This is a genomic window from uncultured Granulicatella sp. (genome assembly GCF_963545075.1).
Classification (GTDB): Bacteria; Bacillota; Bacilli; order Lactobacillales; family Aerococcaceae; genus Granulicatella.
Genome location: NZ_CAUUHX010000034.1, coordinates 1 through 20,079, shown reverse-complemented (window position 1 = coordinate 20,079; position 20,079 = coordinate 1). Strand labels below are relative to the sequence as shown.

The following is a 20,079-nucleotide window of genomic DNA, read 5'->3' as shown; positions in this document are numbered from 1 at the left end:
CATTCATAGTTATGTTTATGGTAGATTATTAAATAGACTAAATATTTAATTTTCTTCCATCTTGTTCAATTAAAATTAAAGACTTAATTTGGTGTTAAATTTGATTCACCAACAGAATTTATCGATGAGCCAGAAAAATAGACTTCTCATAGTAGCAATCGTAAAAGTAGCCAAACTTGGTTACTTTTACTAGGAAACTTTGAGACTATAGGCTCAAAGTTTAGGCATGAGACCGCTAGGGCTGCTGCCGTCCTTTGCTATTATATAGAGAAGTCTAATTCGTATTCATTACAGGGGAATAATAGTATCCGTTTCTTCCGTCGGTTCCTTCGTTGAAACAATCTCAATCATCAATCCATGCGGTAAACAAATACTCGTCTGCCCCACTCTTGATATCCAACCCGTTTTAACAGCAATTTGATCAGGACTATTGTCTTCCTTATCTCTAATTCTAGTCCCATCTACTTCAATAATATTATATTGCTCATCACTAGGAAAATAAATAAATTCCTCATGTGGAGTATCTTCTTTTAATTCAAAACGTTGCACTTCTTCACCATTAATCGTAACAACAGCATAAATTTTTGCTTCCTCAGTTGAAGTCGTCATCTGTTGTACTGCAAAAATTGCATTTGGTAAAAAAGATAAAATAAATAAGGCAATTACAATAATAATGTCATAAGGCTTCACTAAATGTTGATACTTCTTAAATTTCTCTTTCATAAATCCTCCATTAAAATTATTAGCCCCTCTATTTTACAAAAAAATACACTTTTACACAACCAAAAAGTCAAAACAAAAAAGACTTCTCATAGTAGCTTAGCCATGAACCCAAAAGTTTGCTGCCGTCCTTTACTACTATATAGAGAAGTCTATTTCGTTACGCACTCTCGTAAATAACCGATAAAACAGAAAAGACTTCTTATAGCAGTATGCGTAACAGCAGCCACTCTTGTGGCTACTGTTACTAGGAAATTTTGAGACTATAGGCTCAAAATTTAGCCATGAAACCGAAGGTTTGCTGGCGTCCTATACTGCTATTAAAGAAGTCTAATTCGAATATTAACCTAGACGTTGGCGAGCATCCGCTGCACGTTGGAATGCTTGTCCAATGTAGTTAATACATAACATCATTACTAAAATTAAAATTGTTGCAGGTAACCATACCCACATTTTGTTTTCAATAATATCTTGCGTTTTTGCTGCAGAAATTAATGTTCCTAAAGAAGGAGTTGTATATGGTAAACCGAAACCTAAGTATGTTAAACCAGTCTCAATACCGATATTCCCTGCTAAACGTAAAATCAAGTTAACAATGATCAACGAACTAATGTTAGGTAAAATCTCACGGAACATAATTTGTAAATCACTAGAACCTAAAGTCTTAGACGCATTTACATAATCTAAACTAGCTTCTTGTAACGTACGAGTTCTGAATAAACGAGCTGAACCAACCCAGTAGAACAATGTCATAATTAAAATAAAGTGGAATAATGTATAGTTTGGAATCACTGTTACGAATACGATGATAATCATTAATGTTGGTAAAATCATAATAAAATCAACAATACGCATTAATGTAGTATCAACCCATTTACCATAGTATCCAGAAATTAAACCAACGATAATCCCGATAATACACGTTAAAATTGTAATCGTGAAACCAATTGTTACAGAGTTACGAGCTCCGATGACTAACATCGCAAATACATCACGACCACCTTCATCAGATCCTAATAAAAATCCATTAACACCTGGTGCTTTATAACGTTGTAAAATATTTACTTTCAAGGCAGTTGCTTCATTAATGAAAAACGGACCAATGTAAATAAATAAGAAAATTAAAGTTAAGATAATCAATGCTGCAAGAGCAATTTTATCTTTTAAGAATTCACGCACAATAACCTGGAACCCAGTAGGTGGGGTAGATACGGTGCTTTCTTTTGTTACATCTTTTTTATCTTGCGCCATTTGCTACTCCTCCTTTTCTATTGTACGCGAACCCTAGGGTCAACGATACTCATAATAATATCAGATAATAATGTTCCTAATAGTGTTGCTGTACCAAATAGTAATAACAACGCTAAGATAACAGAATAGTCACGAGATGAAATTGAACTTACGAATAAGTTCCCCATTCCTGGATATGAGAAGATGTTTTCAATAAACACTGAACCACCGATTAAACCTGTGAATTCATATCCTAAGAAGGCAGCGATTGGTAAAATTGAGTTACGGAAAATGTGACGGTTAAATACCACTTTTTCAGGAACCCCTTTTGCACGAGCTGTACGAACATAGTCTTGACTCTTCGCATCAATTACCCCAGTTCTTAAATATTGAACTGTACCAGTTGTTGATAAAATCGCCATTGTTAATGCTGGTAATAATAAGTGGTGGAATCGATTAATTAAATAACCAATAGATCCTGGTGAAACACCTGAATCAACAGAACCACGAGTTGGGAACCAACCTAATGTATAACCAAATAACCATAATAGAATTAAGGCAAATACGAATGTTGGAATTGAATAAGTAATGAAGTTATAAACAACGATTAACTTATCAGCCCAAGAGTTTTGATAACGTCCTGCAACCATCCCTAAAGGTAATGCAATTAAATACGTTAAAATTAATGTTAATAATGATAACCAAACTGTGTTACCAATACGTTCACCAATTAATTTAGTAACAGCATATTTATAAGTATAACTTTGTCCAAAGTCTCCTTGGAATGCTTTCCCCATCCAACGAACATATTGGATATACCATGGATCATAGAAACCAGCTTTCACACGTAAAGCTTCAATTGTGTTTGGATCTGTTTCAGGAGTAATTAACCCTGTAAATGGATCCCCTGGCATCATTTTAGCAATCAAGAATGCTAATAAACTTAAAATTAAGATTTGTGGCACCATTAGTAGTACACGACGTAATATAGTTTTCCACATAGTCTAGTTACCTCCCTTTGTTGATGGATTCAACGCAACAAAATGCGAATCTGACAATTGTTGTAAATCGAATACACGACCTTTTTCGTCATAGTACATTGTTTGATTTTCTTGATAGAATTTCTCAGCTTCAATACGACGTAATTTGTTCGCTTCACGGTTTACTGGGTCAATAACTGGAATGGCTGATAATAAACGTTTAGTATAAATATGTTGAGGATTTGCATAAATATCATTTGCTTTTCCTGTTTCAACGAAACGTCCACGATACATAATGAATAATTCATCACACATATGTTTTACAACCCCAAGGTCATGAGAGATAAATAAATAACTTAAGTTAAATTCATCTTGAATTCGTTTCATATAGTTTAATACTTGCGCTTGTACAGATAAGTCCAAAGCAGATACTGGTTCATCGGCAATAATTAAACGTGGATTACTTGCTAAAGCACGAGCTACCCCAATACGTTGACGTTGTCCACCAGAGAATTGGTGAGGGTATTTTAATAATGCTTCTTCAGATAAACCAATGATTTCCATTAATTCAATAACTTTGCGACGTTCTTCTTCTGGAGATAAACGGTCAAAGTTACGTAATGGCTCAGCCACGATATCTAAAATACGTTTTTTAGGATTAAAACTTGATAATGAATCTTGGAAAATCATTTGTACATTACGATTGTAATCTGAAGTACGACGACGTGCTTTATTTGTCACATCTTGTCCTTCATATAATACTTTTCCACTTGTAACTGGCTCTAAACCAATAATTGCTTTACCGATTGTTGATTTACCAGAACCTGATTCACCTACAAGTCCATAAGTTTTTCCTTCTTCAATTTCCAATGTAACGCCATCAACAGCATAAACGTGATCCGTTACTCGGTTAAAGAAGCCACTTCTAATTGGATAGTGAACTTTTAAATCTTCAATTCTAACAAAACCCATTATGCTTCCTCCCCTTCAAATTGGAAATTTTTGTAACATGTACAACGAACAAAATGGCCTTGACCAACTTCGTGTAATGTTGGATGTTCTTCATGTTCTTCTGCAGAAATCCATGGAATACGAGGAGCAAAACGGCATCCTGTACGTGGTAAGCTTGGTAATGAAGGAACTGTACCTTCAATTACGTGTAACTCTTGTCCTTCAGCACCAGCTTGTGGAATTGATTGTAATAATGAACGAGTATATGGATGTTTAGGATTTGTAAATAATTCCTCTACAGGAGCAATCTCTACGAATTGTCCAGCATACATCACAGCTACACGGTCAGCAGTTTCCGCAACTACCCCAAGGTCGTGCGTAATTAAAATAATTCCTGATTGTGTTTCGGCTTGAATTTCATTTAATAAATCTAAGATTTGTGCTTGAATTGTTACGTCAAGCGCTGTTGTTGGTTCGTCAGCGATAATAATTGGTGGTTTACAAGATAATGCAATCGCAATTACAACACGTTGACGCATCCCACCTGATAATTCATGTGGGTATTGTTTAAATGTACGTTGTGGATTTGGAATTCCTACTTGTGCAAGTAATTCTAATACACGTTCTGTACGTTGTTTTTCATCTAAGTCTGTATGATATAATAATGCTTCATCAATTTGAGCACCAATGGTCATTAATGGGTTTAATGAAGCCAATGGATCTTGGAAAATCATACCAATATCATTTCCACGAATTTTATTATATAAAGTTTCATTTAAGTTCACTAAGTTTACATCATTATAAATAATGTCCCCAGTGATTTTAGTATTTAATTTATTGTGTAAACCCATAATAGTTGTTGCTAATGTAGATTTACCACATCCAGATTCCCCTACAATTGCTAAAATTTCATTTTTCTCCAATGATAATGAAACACCATCAACTGCATCATAAAAATCATCTTTAATACGAAATCCAACATGTAAATCGTTGATTTCTAATAATGGTTTATCGATAGCCAAATCTTCGTCCCCCTCTGTCATAATCGAAAGGTTTATGCCAACCTTCGTTTTTTATTCATTAAAATTTCAAAATCCAACAATGCCGCTTAAACATTATTGATATTATACGTATTTTAAAACAAAAATGCAAATTGTATGACAATTCCATTTTTAAAATAACATGTATTTATAATACCACGATTCTTTGAAAATTCCTATGATTTTCTACAGAATTTTTTAATAATTTCCTCATTTTTTCATAAATTTATTCAAAAAAAAGAGATGTTACTTTAATTTTTTCTAGAATTAATTTTTTCTTATTTCCAGTTATAGCTATTTCGTATATTTGTTGGAAAACTCTTTCAAAGTAAATTTTGTAAAATTAACTATTAAACTAGCACAAACGAGGCTGCTAGCGTCTTAAGCTACAACAGATACTATCTTACACCCCCTCATCCCCTCAATACAAAAGAGCAATGATACTGTCCGCTGTAACTCTAGCAACCAAAGCCAAGATTGCAGGAAACTTTGAGACCAAGGCTCAAAGTTTAGCCATGAGATTCGCTTTGCGAAGCTGCTGGCGTCCTTAGCTACAGCAAACAGTATCATTGCTCTCCCCTAACAAAAAAACTCGACTCAATCTTTTCATTGAGTCGAGAAAAAACGTGGGCTTATTTTACAGGTTCTTTTGCAGTTAATTGCAATTTAATCATAGAAGATTCATCGTGATTTGAACCAATTTTTTTATCGTAGTATTTCACACGTTTATTGACAGCAGTTACACTTTCACCAGTAAGTGTTGGGAAGATGAACGCTTGATCGTGTACATATTTTTGCCATTCTTTATAGAATTGAATATTTTTAGCATCATCAAATGCTTCATTTGAAGAAATTTTCTCAATTAAAGCATTTCCTTCAGCACTTGTGTAACGTTGCATATTGAATTTAGCATCTTCACCGAATAATCCTGATGGGTTTGGATCATAACCTGTTGCCCATCCAGCAGCAAACATATCAATTTCAGGGTCATCTGCTTCAACTTTATCATAGAAGTTGTTCACTTCTAATGTACGTCCAGTATATAACTGAACATCTAATCCAACTTCTTTCCACCATAATAGATATTGTTGAATTAATGATTCATTCGCATCGTCACGAGTACGAGCAGCAAAGTTGATTTTTAGTTTAGAACCATCTTTATTTTCACGTAATCCATCACCATCTACATCTTTATAACCAGCATCATCTAATAATTTCTTAGCTTTTTCTGGGTTATAATCAAATCCTTCTTGATCTTTGTTATAAATATCTTGGAAGAATGGAATGATAATTGAGTTTGTTCCATGTTGTAATCCATTATATAAGTTTTTACCAGCTGTATCTGGATCAATCGCATAAGCAATCGCTTGACGTAAAGCTACATCACTCATTTTAGCATTTGGATCTACAATATTTTTACCTTGTTCTTTATCCCATTTACCAAGTTTAAATCCAATATATTCATATTGTGATTGTAATGAACTTACGAAAGTTACATTTGTTAAATCTTTAAATGAATCATATTGCGCTGATGGCATACTTGCAATATCATATTTACCAGCTTTCATTTCTGAAACGATACTATCTGGAGAAACAACTTCCATTACAACTTTATCAAGGTTTGAACGACCTTTATAATAATTATCGTTTGGTACAAATGTTACTGATTCACCAGGTACCATTGATTCAATTTTATACGCCCCTAGACCAACGTTAGATTTACCACGAACTGCATCACTTTGTTCCCATTCAGCTACAGGAATTTTAGAGAATACATGTTTTGGCATAACATAGCTACTTACTGAACCACCTGCTAATTGCATTGAAGGTGTCATTTCTTTATAGTGAATTTTCACTGTGTAGTCATCTAATTTTTCTAAACCAGAGATTGTTGAAGCTTTTCCTTTGTGATAGTCATCCATTCCTTCAATATTTTTGAAGTCTCCATCGTAACGTACACCAGTGTAGTCTTTATGCCCAATTCCTTCATAAGTGAAAATATAGTCATCAATTGTAAATTTTTCTCCATCTGACCATTTATAGTCTTGAGAGTTTAATTTAACAGTTGCAGTTTTACCTTCTACATCAAAAGAGATAGATGCTAAACCTGTATTTACTAATTTACGATTGTCATCATATTCAAACATTGATTCATCAATCATTCCTGCTACAGATGAATCAGTTGTATCTGAAGCTAATTCATCAATGAATAATCCATTAATTGGTGAAGCTGAAACAATCGCATATTTTAATGTTCCACCTTTAATTGGTTCACCATCATGAGTGACTTCAGAAACAAATTTTGATTTATCTGCTCCCTCAGTTGTTGTCGTAGTATTTGTTGTTTTTGAACCACACGCTGCCATCGTCAATGCTACTGCAGCTGTTGGTAACCAAAGCCATTTTCTTTTCATCATTTTCATCTCTCCTTAATAAAATCTTCTTTAAAAATTCAATTTTTAATTAAGATGTTATTATATTAACATATAATTTGTTTTTTGCAAGTATTTTTTAATCTTTTTTTAATTTATTTTCATTTTATCTCATTTTCAACTAAAAAAGACTTTTCTCACGGGAATATCCATGGGAAAAGTCTTTATAAATTGTATTATTTAACTTGAGTATCTGATACTACTTCTAATTGATACAATGCTGATTTTGAGTTACTTGTTCCAATCTTCGTATCATAATATTTCACACGTTTATTAACAGCAGTTACTAAATCCCCTACCAGTGTTGGGAAGATAAATGCTTCATCATGAACGTATTGTTGCCATTCTTTATAGAATTCAACATTTTTAGCATCATCAAACGCTTCTGTTGAACTAATGTTATTTATAATACTATTTCCTTTTTCACTTACAAAGCGAGCGAAGTTAAATTTAGCAGTTTCACCGAATAAGTTTGCTGGGTTTGGATCGAATCCAGTTCCCCAACCAGCAGCAAACATATCAATTTCTGGATCATCTGTTTGAACTTTTTCATAGAAATTATTCGATTCAATGGTACGTCCGGTATATAATTGAACATCTAATCCAATTTCTTTCCACCATAATAAGTATTGTTGAATTAATGATTCATTTGCATCATCACGAGTACGTGCTGCAAATGTAATACTTAATGGAGAACCATCTTTATTTTCACGAATTCCATCGCCATCAACATCTTTATAGCCAGCATCTTCTAATATTTGTTTTGCTTTTTCTGGATTATATTTAAATCCTTCTTGTTCAGCATTGTAAACATCTTTGAAGAATGGAATAATAATCGAATTTGTTCCACGTTGTAAGCCATGGTAAAGTGTTTCACCTACTGTATCCATATCTAATGCATAAGCAATTGCTTGACGTAATACTGGATCACTCATTTTAGCGTTAGGATCAGTGATGTTTTTACCACTTGCTTTATCAAATTTTCCTAAATGGAAAGCTACGTATTCGAATGATGATTTAAATGTACTTACTAAGTTTACGTTTGTTAAATCTTTATAAGATTCATATTGTGCATTTGGCATCTCGGCGATATCATATTTTCCAGCTTTCATTTCTGAAACGATATTATCAGGAGATACAATTTCCATTACGACTTTATCTAATTTTGCACGACCTTTGTAGTAATGTTCATTAGGAACTAATGTGACAGATTCACCTGGAATAATGGATTCTAACTTGAATGCCCCTAAACCAACGAATTTTGTTCCACGTACGTATTCACTCTTATCCCATTCTGCAACTGGAATTGTAGAGAAAATATGTTTTGGCATAATATACGCACTTAATGCTCCACCTGCTAATTTCATAGAAGGACGCATTTCTTTGAAATGAATTTTAACAGAATAGTCATCGATTTTTTCTAATCCTGATACTGAATCTGCTTTGCCTTCATGGAATTCTTTCATTCCAACTACATTTTCATATTTACTATTATAACGAGATCCTGTGTAATCTTTATGACCAATTGATTGATAAGTGAAGATATAATCATCAATGGTTACAGGTTGACCGTCTGACCATTTATAATCTTTAGAATTTAATGTAACAGTGACTGATTTCCCTTCAACATCAAAATCAATACTTGCCAAACCAGTATTTGTTAACTGTCTATTCTCATCGTATTCAAAAATACTTGCATCAATTTGCGAACTAATTGTTGAGTCTAATGAATCTTGTGCTAATTCATCAATGAAAACACCTTTAAAACCTGAAGATGCTACTAAAGCATATTTTAATGTTCCACCTTTGATAGCTTCTGCATCATTGACTGCTTCTGTCGCAAACTTTGTTTGTGTTCCAAGTGGTGTTTTAGTAGCTGTTGTTTCTTTATTAGAATTACAAGCTGCTAAAGCTAATACTGTTGCTGCTGTTGTTACATATAACCAATTCTTTTTCTTCATCTCATTCCTCCAAATATTTCTTCTTCCTCATAAAGTTCTCATCTCTTTATGTCGCAATCATTCTATCATAAATTAAAATAAAAGCAAATTTTTTAATCTTTTTCACTTCATTTACTCATAATCGCATAAAATTCTCATAAAGTGTCTATTGATGATAGACAAACAAAAACTCCCCCAAAGTAGTGAAGTAAATGCTACTTTGAGGGAATTAATATTTTAAACGGGGCAAACACATAGACTTACCGCAGTAGCGCAAGTACTAGAAGCCAAAGTTTGGCTTCTAGTACAGGAAAAATTGAGACCTTAGGCTCAAGTTTTAGCAATGAGACTCGCTTTTGCGAGGCTACTTGCGTCCTCCGCTACTTAAAGGGAAGTCATATAAAATTATTTAGCAGTCGTTTCGGAAACCAACTCAATTTGATACAACTCAGACTTAGCATCTTTCGTACCAATTTCAGAATTCATGAATTTCACACGTTTGTTCACGGCAGTTACAGATTCACCAATTAAAGTTGGGAAAATGAACGCTTGATCGTGAACATATTTTTGCCATTGTTTGAAGAACTCCACATTCTTCGCTTCATCAAACGCTTCAGTCGAACCAATCTTGCCAATAATCTCATTCCCCTCTGGACTTACAAAACGAGAGAAGTTGAATTTAGCTGTTTCACCAAATAAGTTGGCTGGATTTGGATCATAACCAATTCCCCATCCACCCGCAAACATATCAATTTCCGGATCATCCGCTTGAATTTTTTCATAGAATAGACTCGGTTCTAATGTGCGACCTGTATATAGTTTAATATCTAAGCCGACTTCTTTAAACCATAGTAGATATTGTTGGATTAACGCTTCATTTGCATCATCACGAGTACGAGCTGCAAAGTTAATCGATAATTTAGATCCATCTTTGTTTTCACGTAATCCATCACCGTCTGTATCTTTATAACCAGCTTCATCTAATAATTGTTTCGCTTTTTCTGGATTATAATCAAATCCTTCTTGATTTGGATTATACACATCTTTAAAGGATGGAATAATAATTGAATTTGTACCTCGTTGTAATCCGTTAAAGATACTTTCCCCGGAAGCATTATTGTCAATCGCATAAGCGATTGCTTGACGTAATACAGGATCACTCATTTTAGCATTTGGATCTGTAATATTTTTGCCTTGCTCTTTATCGAATTTACCTAAATGGAATGCGATATATTCATATTGAGAAGCAAATGAACTAATAAAGGAAACATTTGTTAAATCTTTATATGCTTCAAACTGTGAATTTGGCATTGACGCAATATCATAATTACCAGACTTCACTTGAGAAACAACTGTATCAGGAGACACAACTTCCATCACAACTTTATCAACTTTTGAACGACCTTTATAGAAATGTTCATTTGGTACTAATGTTACAGATTCACCTGGAACGATTGATTCAATTTTAAACGGTCCTACACCTACACCTTTTGTTCCACGTACATATTCACTCTTCTCCCATTCAGTAATAGGAATTGATGAAAAGATATGTTTTGGTAATACATATGACGGTAACGAACCACCTGCTAATTGCATTGATGGACGCATTTGTTTAAAGTGAATTTTTACAGAGTAATCATCTAATTTTTCTACCCCAGAAATCGAACTAGCTTCACCACTATGGAATTGTTCCATCCCTTCAATGTTTTGATAATTCCCATTGTATCGAACACCAGTATAATCTTTATTTCCAATTGCTTCAATTGCGAAAATATAATCATCAATTGTTAGAGGTTGTCCATCTGAAAATTTGTAATCTTTTGAGTTTAGTTTAACTGTTACTGTTTTCCCTTCAATATCAAATTCAACAGATGCTAAACCTGTATTTGTTAAACGACGATTATCATCAAATTCAAATAAAGTTGTATCAATTTGAGATGTAATTTGTGAGTCAACTGAATCAGATGCTAATTCGTCCATGAACACTCCTTTAAAAGGAGCTGGTGAAACAATCGCATATTTTAATGTTCCGCCTTTAATAGGTGTTCCATCATGAGTAACTTCTGATGCAAATTTCATTTTTGGTTGTGGGTTAGCACTTGTTGTAGTTGCATCACTTGATTGTCCTTTCCCGCCACAAGCTGCTAATGTTAAAGCTACGGCTGCAGTTGATAAAAATAATAGACCTTTTTTCTTCATAGAAATCCTCCAAGTAAATCATTTTGAATGAACTCGATAAAAAATAAGAGACCATAATGGTCTCTATATACAAAAAGACCACGCAAGTTCTATTGTATTAGAATCTACGTGGTCGAGTTCATTCATGATATTAGTTTGCCACATAGATACAATTTCACGACAATGAAGGTTGTATCTATATGTACAAAATGTACGTTAAGAACAACCTGTATCTAGTGGCTATGCCAACGAGTATTTAATTGTAATTGTAAATTGAATACTTTATACATGTTCTTAACTCCTTTTCTTATGATGGAGCCTATTATGCACCGATTTAATTCAAATGTCAACAACTTTTTTTTGAAAGACAACAAAAAAATAGACTCCCCGCAGTAGCGCAAGTACTAGAAGCCATTCCATTGGCTTCTAGTACAGGAAAATTTGAGACCTTAGGCTCAAATTTTAGCAATGAGACTCGCATTTGCGAGGCTGCTTGCGTCCTCCGCTACTTATAGGGAAGTCATATAAAAATTACTTAGTAGCTGTTTCTGAAACAACTTCAAGTTGGTATAAAGCAGATTTAGAATCTTTATTACCAATTTCAGAGTTCATGAATTTCACACGTTTGTTCACGGCAGTTACAGAATCACCAATTAAAGTTGGGAAGATGAACGCTTGATCGTGAACATATTTTTGCCATTGTTTGAAGAACTCTACATTCTTCGCTTCATCGAATGCTTCAGTCGAACTGATCTTAGCCATGATATCGTTACCTTCTTGACTTACGAAACGAGCAAAGTTGAACTTAGCACTTTCACCGAATAAGTTAGATGGGTTTGGATCATAACCTGTTCCCCATCCACCAGCGAACATATCGATTTCTGGATCATCCGCTTGAACTTTTTCATAGAATACATTTGATTCAAGAGTACGACCAGTGTAAAGTTTTACATCTAAACCAATTTCTTTCCACCATAATAGATATTGTTGGATTAATGATTCGTTTGCATCGTCACGAGTACGTGCTGCAAAGTTAATAGATAATTTAGAACCATCTTTGTTTTCACGTAATCCATCTCCATCAGTATCTTTATATCCAGCTTCATCTAACATTTGTTTAGCTTTTTCTGGGTTATAATCAAATCCTTCTTGATTTGCATTGTAAATATCTTTGAAGAATGGGATGATGATTGAGTTTGTTCCACGTTGTAAACCATGGTACATACTTTCACCAGCTGCATTAATATCTAATGCATAAGCTAATGCTTGACGTAAAACTGGATCTTTCATTTTAGCATTTGGATCCGTTACGTTTTTACCTTGTTCTTTATCAAATTTACCTAAATGGAATGCGATATATTCATATTGAGAAGCAAATGAACTAATAAATGACACATTTGTTAAATCTTTGTATGCTTCATATTGAGCACTTGGCATTGAAGCAATATCATAGTTACCAGCTTTCATTTGAGAAACAATTGTATCTGGAGAAACAACTTCCATTACAACTTTATCTAATTTAGCACGACCTTTGTAGTAGTGTTCGTTTGGAACTAATGTTACAGATTCACCTGGTGTGATTGATTCAATCTTAAATGGTCCAAGGCCTACACCTTTATTTCCACGTACATAGTCACTCTTTTCCCATTCAGCAACTGGAATAGTTGAGAAGATATGTTTAGGCATTACGTAGTAAGGTAAAGCTCCCCCTGCTAATTGCATTGAAGGACGCATTTGTTTGAAGTGAAGTTTCACTGAGTAGTCATCTAATTTTTCTACCCCTGAAATTGAACTTGCTTCGCCACTGTGGAATTTATCTATACCTTCGATATTTTGGTAGTTTGCGTTATAACGAACACCTGTGTAGTCTTTATGACCGATAGCTTCAATAGCGAAGATGTAATCATCGATTGTTAAAGGTTGTCCATCTGACCATTTATAGTCTTTTGAATTTAATTTAATTGTTGCAGTTTTACCTTCAACGTCAAATTCAATAGAACCCATACCTGTATTTGTTAATTTACGGTTTTCATCATATTCAAATAATGTCGTATCAATTTGAGAAGTAATGGTTGAATCTGATGAATCTGATGCTAATTCATCCATGAATAATCCTTTAAATGGAGCTGCAGATACCATCGCATATTTCAAAGTCCCACCTTTAATTGGTGTACCTTCGTGAGTTACTTCAGATGCATATTTAGTTTTTGGTTGTGGAGTTCCACCTGTTGTTGTAGAATCACTTGATTGTCCTTTTCCACCACAAGCTGCTAATGTTAAAGCTACGGCTGCAGTTGAGAAAAATAATAGTCCTTTTTTCTTCATATTTCCTCCTGACTGTCAGACTTATATCAGAATTGTCTGACAATTAAATTAACTTTCTATACTTTAACAGTTTCTTGTAAAAAAATCAATCATTTTGATTAAATTTTTTTCATTTTTTTGAAAGAAGCTTGTACTTTCTCTATTTAAATTTTATTACAGACGTGTATCTTTCAATTTTTTGCATCAAAAAAGACTTTTCGTCCTAGCAGCTACGCTAAATACGAAAAGTCCTTTTCTAGTTTTTATTATTTATCTAATGGAGTTAAAGCAATAAATGCTTCGATAGACTCTGCTACTTCTGCTAATGCTTTCTTCCAGAATTCTGGAGTACTTACATCTACTCCTAAAACTTTAGCAGTATCTTCTACACTTGATACAGTAGTTGCACGAAGTAATTCTTGATATTTTTCTACAAAGCCTTCTGGTTGTTCTTGATAGATAGCATATAATCCTTTAGAGAATAATCCACCAAATGCATATGGGAAATTATAGAAACTTAATCCTGTGCTATAGTAATGCGGTTTACATGCCCACATATATGGATGTAAGTAAGCTTGATCTAATCCATCACCATAAGCTTCTTTTTGAGCAGATAACATCATTTCTTCTAAATCTTTAGAGAACATAAATGATTGTTCACGATTTTCAAAAACAGCTGACTCGAATAGGTAACGAGAATAAATATCGACAATAATTTGTGTTGTATCTTGTAATTGAGATTCAATTAATGCGATTTTTTCTTCATCACTCGCTTCTTTAATCGCTGTATTCATAATGATGTTTTCATTAAATGTTGAAGCTGTTTCTGCAACTGGCATTGAATAATCTTGATTTAATGGACGGTGATTTTCAATGTGTAAGCCATGATATGCATGTCCTAATTCGTGCGCTAATGTGACAACATCACTTAATGATCCAGTGAAGTTTGTTAACACACGTGATTGTTTAATCATTGGTAAGTTTGCACAGAATGCTCCCCCAACTTTTCCTTTACGTGGATAGAAATCAATATAGTGTTTATCAAAGAATTCTTCTGTCATTTCCGCTAAATCCGCTGAGAATGTTTTGAAGTTTTCAATTAAGTAATCTTTTGATTCTTCCACTGTAAATGTACGACTGCTATTTCCAACAGGTGCAAATAAATCATAGAATGGTAATCCATTTTCATGTCCTAATAAGGCTGCTTTATGGCGTAAATATTTTCTAAAGTTTGGTAAGTATTCACGGATTGCTTCTAATAGTGCATCTAAAGTTTCACGACTCATACGAGAAGCTTCTAGCGTATGTGCTAATGGAGATTCAAATCCACGTAAGCTAGAAGTTGTTAATACTTCTTTTTTAATATGGTTTAATGAGAAAGCAATTGGTTCTTTAATCGCATCATACATTTTCAACTCTGCTTCGTACGCTGACTTACGCACTTCTGCATCGCTATCGTATGCTTTCCCACGAATTTCACTTAAAGTAACTACTTCACCTTTATATTCGCCTTGAGCACTTGACCACATGAAGTCGAATAATTGAGACCAAGCTTTTCCGCCACTAATAGACATTTTTGCTAAAACTTCTTCTAACTCATCACTTAATAAGTGAGTCGCATCTTTTTTAGCTTCTTCAAAATAATAACGATATTCAGCTAAGAAAGGATCTGTTGTAATGTCTGTTTGAATTGTTCCTAAAAATTTTGAAACTTTCGCATACGTAGCTTGTAAATCAGCTGAAACTCCTGCTAATTGTACTTCTACTTGTGTCGCTGTTTCATGCGTTGTATCTGTCGCTAATGTTAAATGAATATAATTATATAAACGACCTGTTAACACTGTTGATTCTTCTAATAATTTTACAACTTGTGTAATTCCTTCAATAGAATCTTCAAGTGTTAAACTTTCAAATTTTCCTTTTAACGCTTTATAAGCTTCTACATCTTGTTTAAATTCTTGACTTTCAAATGATGGGTATAAATCTTCTAATGTCCATTCATACATCTTTCATTCCTCCTCTTTTTTTCTGTATCTTTCATTATACTGTATCTAGTAAACTTTTTCCATGATAGGATTAATTTTTTAATGATTGTACAGGAGCTGGAATACGTCCTCCACGGTTTACAAATAAATCGCAATTCCCTTCTTTAACAGGCATAATTGGAGCATATCCTAACAATCCACCAAACTCTACAGAATCTCCTACTTTCCCACCAGGAACAGGAATAATACGTACAGCAGTTGTTTTTGTATTAATCATTCCAATAGCAGCTTCATCCGCAATAATTCCTGAAATTGTAGTTGCAGAAGTATCTCCTGGAACAGCAATCATATCTAATCCAACGGAACAAACGGCTGTCATCGCTTCTAATTTATCTAATGTTAAAACGCCATTGGTAGCTGCTTCAATCATTCCTTCATCTTCTGAAACTGGAATAAATGCTCCGCTTAAACCGCCAACGGCAGAACTAGCCATCATACCGCCTTTTTTCACTGCATCATTTAATAATGCTAAGGCAGCTGTTGTCCCATGAGTACCTGTAACAGATAAGCCCATTTCTTCTAAAATACGAGCTACTGAATCCCCTACTGCAGGAGTTGGTGCAAGAGATAAATCTAAAATTCCAAATGGAATTCCTAACATTTGACTGGCTTTTTGACCTATTAATTCCCCAACACGAGTAATTTTAAATGCAGTTTTCTTAACGATTTCAGCAATTTCTGTTAATGTTTCGGCTTCATGATTTTCAAGGGCTGCTTTTACAACACCCGGTCCAGAAACTCCGACATTAATCACAGCATCTGCTTCTCCACTACCATGGAAAGCTCCCGCCATAAATGGATTATCTTCTACTGCATTACAGAAAATTACGACTTTAGCACAGCCAAATCCTTCTGGGGTTATTTCTGCTGTTTCTTTAATGATTTCTCCCACTAATTTTACAGCATCCATATTAATTCCTGCTTTTGTAGAACCAATATTAACAGAACTACACACAATATCGGTTACTTTCATGGCTTCTGGAATCGAACGAATTAACACTTCATCTGAAGGACTCATTCCTTTTTGAACTAATGCAGAAAATCCACCAATAAAAGATACGCCGATGGCTTTGGCTGCTCGATCCAATGTTTGTGCAATAGAAACATAGCTATCTGCTTTTGTAGCTGCTGCGATTTGCGCAATCGGTGTTACAGAAATTCGTTGGTTTACAATTGGCACACCATATTGCAGAGATAGTTCCTGAGCTGTTTTCACTAAATCTTTTCCAATACGAGTAATTTTGTTGTAAATATTTTGATTTAATACCTCAATATCCGGATGAATACAATCATGTAAATCAATTCCGATAGTAATCGTACGAACATCAAAGTTTTGTTCTTTTACCATCGAAATCGTTTCTAAAATTTCACTATGTTGAACCATTCCTTCACCTAACCAATCCGATGCATCGCTTCAAAAATTTCATGATTTTGAATACGAATATCTAATGCTAATTTTTTCCCTTGTTCGTTAATATACGGAGCCAATTCTACAAATGGCATTTTACTTGCTGATACATCTACTAAAATTAACATTGTAAAATATTCATCCATAATTTCTTGAGAGATATTTACAATATTAATATTTTGTTCTGCTAATAATTTTGATACTTCATAAACGATACCGACACGATCTTTGCCGACAACTGTTACGACTGCTTTCATTTTCTCACTCCTCTTATAAAGTTGCTTCTATTGTAGCGAATTTTCAAAAAAAATCCTAGTCAAAACTATATTTTTCATTTTCTTCTTTTTCTTTCCAAGCTCATTTAGTGTATACTACAAGAGAAGAAGAAAAGGAGACAGTTATGAAATACGAAGAATGGTTACAATTATTTCCAAATTCTAAAATTATCCATCACATTCCAGAAGATACAAGGGATTCTATTATCCCTTTAGGAGAAAATACTTATTTACAAATTCCTTTTGATGAATTATCTAGTCGGGAATTAGCATTGTTAGAAAAATTGACAAAAACTCCAACAAAAGTATCCTCTCAACTTTCACCTTGGCAACACTACTTAGAACAAGAAGGACAATGTCCTGTTCAATTGGATACGATACAATTTATTCATGTTTGTTTAATTCAGAAAAATGAAGACTTTAATGAGCAAGAATGGTTGGAAATGATGCAAGAGATTTTTGGCGATGTATTAACGAGTTTTTCTTGTTTTCCAAAGCATTATACAATTGTAAGGAAAGCGGATGTTGAAACAATTTCGACTCAGGATTTACAAGCAATTCATGCCACAGTCGAGGAAGATTTTGCGATTTCGATGAAGATTTTCATTGGAAATGTTTGGAAAATGTCAGAGGAAATTCCAGGAATTTATCAAGCGGAGAAAGCTTTATTTGTGACGTATTTGCATGAGTCGAATAAGCAGACTTGTTTGGCTTTTGCGCCGATGGTTTTATGGGGATTCACTCAGAGAAAATTGGATATTTCTCCAATTCCTGAGACGTTGTATACACAAATGATTCAGGATGAGTTTCCTGATTTGATTGAGGCGTTGTGGCAAGAGCGTGGGACTTTAACTAAGGCTGCGACTCGTTTGTTTATTCATCGTAATACGTTGCAATATCGGATTGATCGGTTTGGACAACTCACAGGATTGTCGCTCAAGAATATGGACGCTCTAACGCTCTGCCATTTTCTTTTGATGCAACAGGAATACTAAAAAATAGAACCCCAATTTCAAATAGTAGTATAGGTCGCCAGCAACTTCGCTACGCGAATCTCATGGCAAAACTTCGAGCCTCGGTCTCGAAGTTTTATTTGAAACAAAGTACCAAAAAAAGACAAAAAGATACTACCTATGCTATAATATAAGTGGAAAATTTTTTAAATTGTCAAAGATAAAGCGTTAGTCTGTTGTCGCAGACCTAACGCTTTTTGACTATTATAAGGTCGGTGCGATTGAAGTATTTTATAGATAATTCTAAGCATTTTATGACCACAAGCGATAATAGCTTTCATTTTACTTCCTCTGCTGGAAATTCGCTGATAGAAAACTGAAAAGGTTTCTTCTTTAGCACGTTGAACACTTAACACCGACATTACTAAGGCTTGTTTAAGATATTTATTGCCTTGCGTCGTGTGCGAAGATTTCTTTACATCGGCACTTTCGTTAGAACCCGGACACATTCCAGCCCATGAAGCTAAGTTCTTATCAGTTTTAAAAGCTTCAACATTTTGACCGATTTCAGCTAATATAGTGGCACAACAATTATCACTAATACCAGGAATTGTTAGAAGAAGTTGATATTCTTCAGGAAAATGATCTAAAATATATTCATTTATTTCTTTATTGAGTTCATCTGATATCTTTTTCTGAAGTTTATATTCTTCTATACATTCTTTAATTAGAAAACGATCCACTGTAGATAGTTTACCTTCCATAGCTTCAATTAATTGTCTAGTAGAGGCTTTTATTCTACCATGTATGCAACTTTCAACATTATCTTCATTAATAACTTCTCCATTAATAAATAAAGTTAATAAAGCTTGTCCTGTCTTGCTGAAAATATCTGATAAGTAGCTTGTTATTTTAATATTCCCCCTTTGTAAAATAACATGGATATGATTTTTTATTTGAGTTAACCGTTGTTTGACTGAGATACGATAACGAGTTAAATAACGTAATTGAAGCACCTCTTGAGAAGGAATATAAGATTGGTTAATTAAACCACACCGACCCAGTTGTGCAATCCACTCAGCATCTTTGACGTCTGTCTTACGACCAGGGACATTTTTAATATGTTGAGGATTCGCAAGGACTAATTCTAAGTCAGAATCTGAAAAGATATTGAAAAGAGGGATCCAATATTGTCCTGTGCTTTCGAAGAAAACGTGCGTAACTTGATGTTCAAGTAGCCAATCAAGAGCTGCTTTTAATTCTTTAGTTGTGGTACCAAAGCTTGTTTGATATTTTTTAGGTTCGTTTGAAGTTAGAGGACCGTCTAAAATACAACAAACACTGGATTTTTGATGTACATCAATCCCACAACATACTGGGTGCATTACTTGCATAATAAAACCTCCTATTCTAATTGTTTAAGAACAATGGAACAGAAGGTAAAATGTAATTTTATTTTCATGCTCTAGGCATAATCGAGTTTTCTCATGACCCCTGTTCATCCAGTTTCCCTGACAGGAACGACAATTCCCTAATAATTCGAACGGATTAGTATTGTTCTCTAATGCAAGTATAATACCAAATTTTGTTTCTGTCATGAGTAAGACGGTGAAACCGTCTTGG

At 34.1% G+C, this 20,079-nt stretch carries 14 protein-coding genes; 1 reads left to right on the top strand and 13 read right to left on the bottom strand.

The genetic code is table 11. The annotated features are described in order from the left end of the window. Positions 1–288: 288 nt before the first annotated feature. The 12 genes from RWZ86_RS05720 to RWZ86_RS05665 all read right to left on the bottom strand — a co-directional run bounded on the left by RWZ86_RS05720 (position 289) and on the right by RWZ86_RS05665 (position 17,485). Positions 289–723 carry a NusG domain II-containing protein gene (locus RWZ86_RS05720; protein WP_314680575.1) on the bottom strand — a complete coding sequence of 145 codons (435 nt, stop codon included), beginning with the start codon at positions 721–723 and terminating at the stop codon, positions 289–291. Positions 724–1,062: 339 nt separating this feature from the next. Next, complete coding sequence (locus RWZ86_RS05715) at positions 1,063–1,971, bottom strand: ABC transporter permease (protein ID WP_314680574.1); 909 nt, start codon at positions 1,969–1,971, stop codon at positions 1,063–1,065. A gap of 17 nt (positions 1,972–1,988) precedes the next feature. Beyond that, positions 1,989–2,951: an oligopeptide ABC transporter permease gene (opp4B, locus tag RWZ86_RS05710; RefSeq protein WP_314680573.1), complete on the bottom strand. Its 963-nt coding sequence runs from the start codon at positions 2,949–2,951 to the stop codon at positions 1,989–1,991. A gap of 3 nt (positions 2,952–2,954) precedes the next feature. Next, positions 2,955–3,902: an ATP-binding cassette domain-containing protein gene (locus RWZ86_RS05705; protein WP_314680572.1), complete on the bottom strand. Its 948-nt coding sequence runs from the start codon at positions 3,900–3,902 to the stop codon at positions 2,955–2,957. After that, positions 3,902–4,903, bottom strand: coding sequence for an ABC transporter ATP-binding protein (locus tag RWZ86_RS05700; protein ID WP_314680571.1), 1,002 nt, complete (start codon positions 4,901–4,903; stop codon positions 3,902–3,904). The genes RWZ86_RS05705 and RWZ86_RS05700 overlap by 1 nt, the downstream gene beginning before the upstream one ends. A 650-nt stretch (positions 4,904–5,553) precedes the next feature. Further along, on the bottom strand, positions 5,554–7,338 hold the full coding sequence (locus RWZ86_RS05695) for an oligopeptide ABC transporter substrate-binding protein (protein ID WP_314680570.1): 1,785 nt from the start codon (positions 7,336–7,338) through the stop codon (positions 5,554–5,556). A gap of 191 nt (positions 7,339–7,529) precedes the next feature. Then, on the bottom strand, positions 7,530–9,314 hold the full coding sequence (locus RWZ86_RS05690) for an oligopeptide ABC transporter substrate-binding protein (protein ID WP_314680569.1): 1,785 nt from the start codon (positions 9,312–9,314) through the stop codon (positions 7,530–7,532). A gap of 384 nt (positions 9,315–9,698) precedes the next feature. Further along, a complete protein-coding gene (locus tag RWZ86_RS05685; RefSeq protein ID WP_314680568.1) occupies positions 9,699–11,492 on the bottom strand; it encodes an oligopeptide ABC transporter substrate-binding protein in 1,794 nt (597 codons plus the stop codon). Positions 11,493–12,002: 510 nt separating this feature from the next. Next, a complete protein-coding gene (locus RWZ86_RS05680; RefSeq protein ID WP_314680567.1) occupies positions 12,003–13,796 on the bottom strand; it encodes an oligopeptide ABC transporter substrate-binding protein in 1,794 nt (597 codons plus the stop codon). 245 nt (positions 13,797–14,041) lie between these two features. Then, complete coding sequence (locus RWZ86_RS05675) at positions 14,042–15,781, bottom strand: M3 family oligoendopeptidase (RefSeq protein WP_314680566.1); 1,740 nt, start codon at positions 15,779–15,781, stop codon at positions 14,042–14,044. A gap of 70 nt (positions 15,782–15,851) precedes the next feature. Next, complete coding sequence (locus RWZ86_RS05670; protein WP_314680565.1) at positions 15,852–17,204, bottom strand: PFL family protein; 1,353 nt, start codon at positions 17,202–17,204, stop codon at positions 15,852–15,854. Between the two features lie 8 nt (positions 17,205–17,212). Continuing rightward, positions 17,213–17,485, bottom strand: a complete 273-nt coding sequence (locus RWZ86_RS05665; RefSeq protein ID WP_314680564.1) for an ACT domain-containing protein — start codon at positions 17,483–17,485, stop codon at positions 17,213–17,215. A gap of 143 nt (positions 17,486–17,628) precedes the next feature. On the opposite strand from RWZ86_RS05665, the gene RWZ86_RS05660 reads away from it, so the two are divergent. Then, a complete protein-coding gene (locus RWZ86_RS05660; RefSeq protein WP_314680563.1) occupies positions 17,629–18,498 on the top strand; it encodes a helix-turn-helix domain-containing protein in 870 nt (289 codons plus the stop codon). A gap of 164 nt (positions 18,499–18,662) precedes the next feature. Here RWZ86_RS05660 and RWZ86_RS05655 read toward each other — a convergent pair whose 3' ends face one another. Further along, positions 18,663–19,850, bottom strand: a complete 1,188-nt coding sequence (locus RWZ86_RS05655) for an IS110 family transposase (RefSeq protein ID WP_314680562.1) — start codon at positions 19,848–19,850, stop codon at positions 18,663–18,665. Between the last annotated feature and the right edge of the window lie 229 nt (positions 19,851–20,079).

Bases quoted from the DNA above. Each gene is read 5' to 3' on its own strand.
- RWZ86_RS05720 (WP_314680575.1), bottom strand. From the start codon at position 723: ATGAAAGAGAAATTTAAGAAGTATCAACATTTAGTGAAGCCTTATGAC.
- RWZ86_RS05695 (WP_314680570.1), bottom strand. From the start codon at position 7,338: ATGATGAAAAGAAAATGGCTTTGGTTACCAACAGCTGCAGTAGCATTG.
- RWZ86_RS05655 (WP_314680562.1), bottom strand. From the start codon at position 19,850: ATGCAAGTAATGCACCCAGTATGTTGTGGGATTGATGTACATCAAAAA.
- RWZ86_RS05660 (WP_314680563.1), top strand. From the start codon at position 17,629: ATGAAATACGAAGAATGGTTACAATTATTTCCAAATTCTAAAATTATC.
- RWZ86_RS05680 (WP_314680567.1), bottom strand. From the start codon at position 13,796: ATGAAGAAAAAAGGACTATTATTTTTCTCAACTGCAGCCGTAGCTTTA.
- RWZ86_RS05670 (WP_314680565.1), bottom strand. From the start codon at position 17,204: ATGGTTCAACATAGTGAAATTTTAGAAACGATTTCGATGGTAAAAGAA.
- RWZ86_RS05690 (WP_314680569.1), bottom strand. From the start codon at position 9,314: ATGAAGAAAAAGAATTGGTTATATGTAACAACAGCAGCAACAGTATTA.
- RWZ86_RS05675 (WP_314680566.1), bottom strand. From the start codon at position 15,781: ATGTATGAATGGACATTAGAAGATTTATACCCATCATTTGAAAGTCAA.
- RWZ86_RS05665 (WP_314680564.1), bottom strand. From the start codon at position 17,485: ATGAAAGCAGTCGTAACAGTTGTCGGCAAAGATCGTGTCGGTATCGTT.
- opp4B (WP_314680573.1), bottom strand. From the start codon at position 2,951: ATGTGGAAAACTATATTACGTCGTGTACTACTAATGGTGCCACAAATC.
- RWZ86_RS05715 (WP_314680574.1), bottom strand. From the start codon at position 1,971: ATGGCGCAAGATAAAAAAGATGTAACAAAAGAAAGCACCGTATCTACC.
- RWZ86_RS05685 (WP_314680568.1), bottom strand. From the start codon at position 11,492: ATGAAGAAAAAAGGTCTATTATTTTTATCAACTGCAGCCGTAGCTTTA.
- RWZ86_RS05705 (WP_314680572.1), bottom strand. From the start codon at position 3,902: ATGGGTTTTGTTAGAATTGAAGATTTAAAAGTTCACTATCCAATTAGA.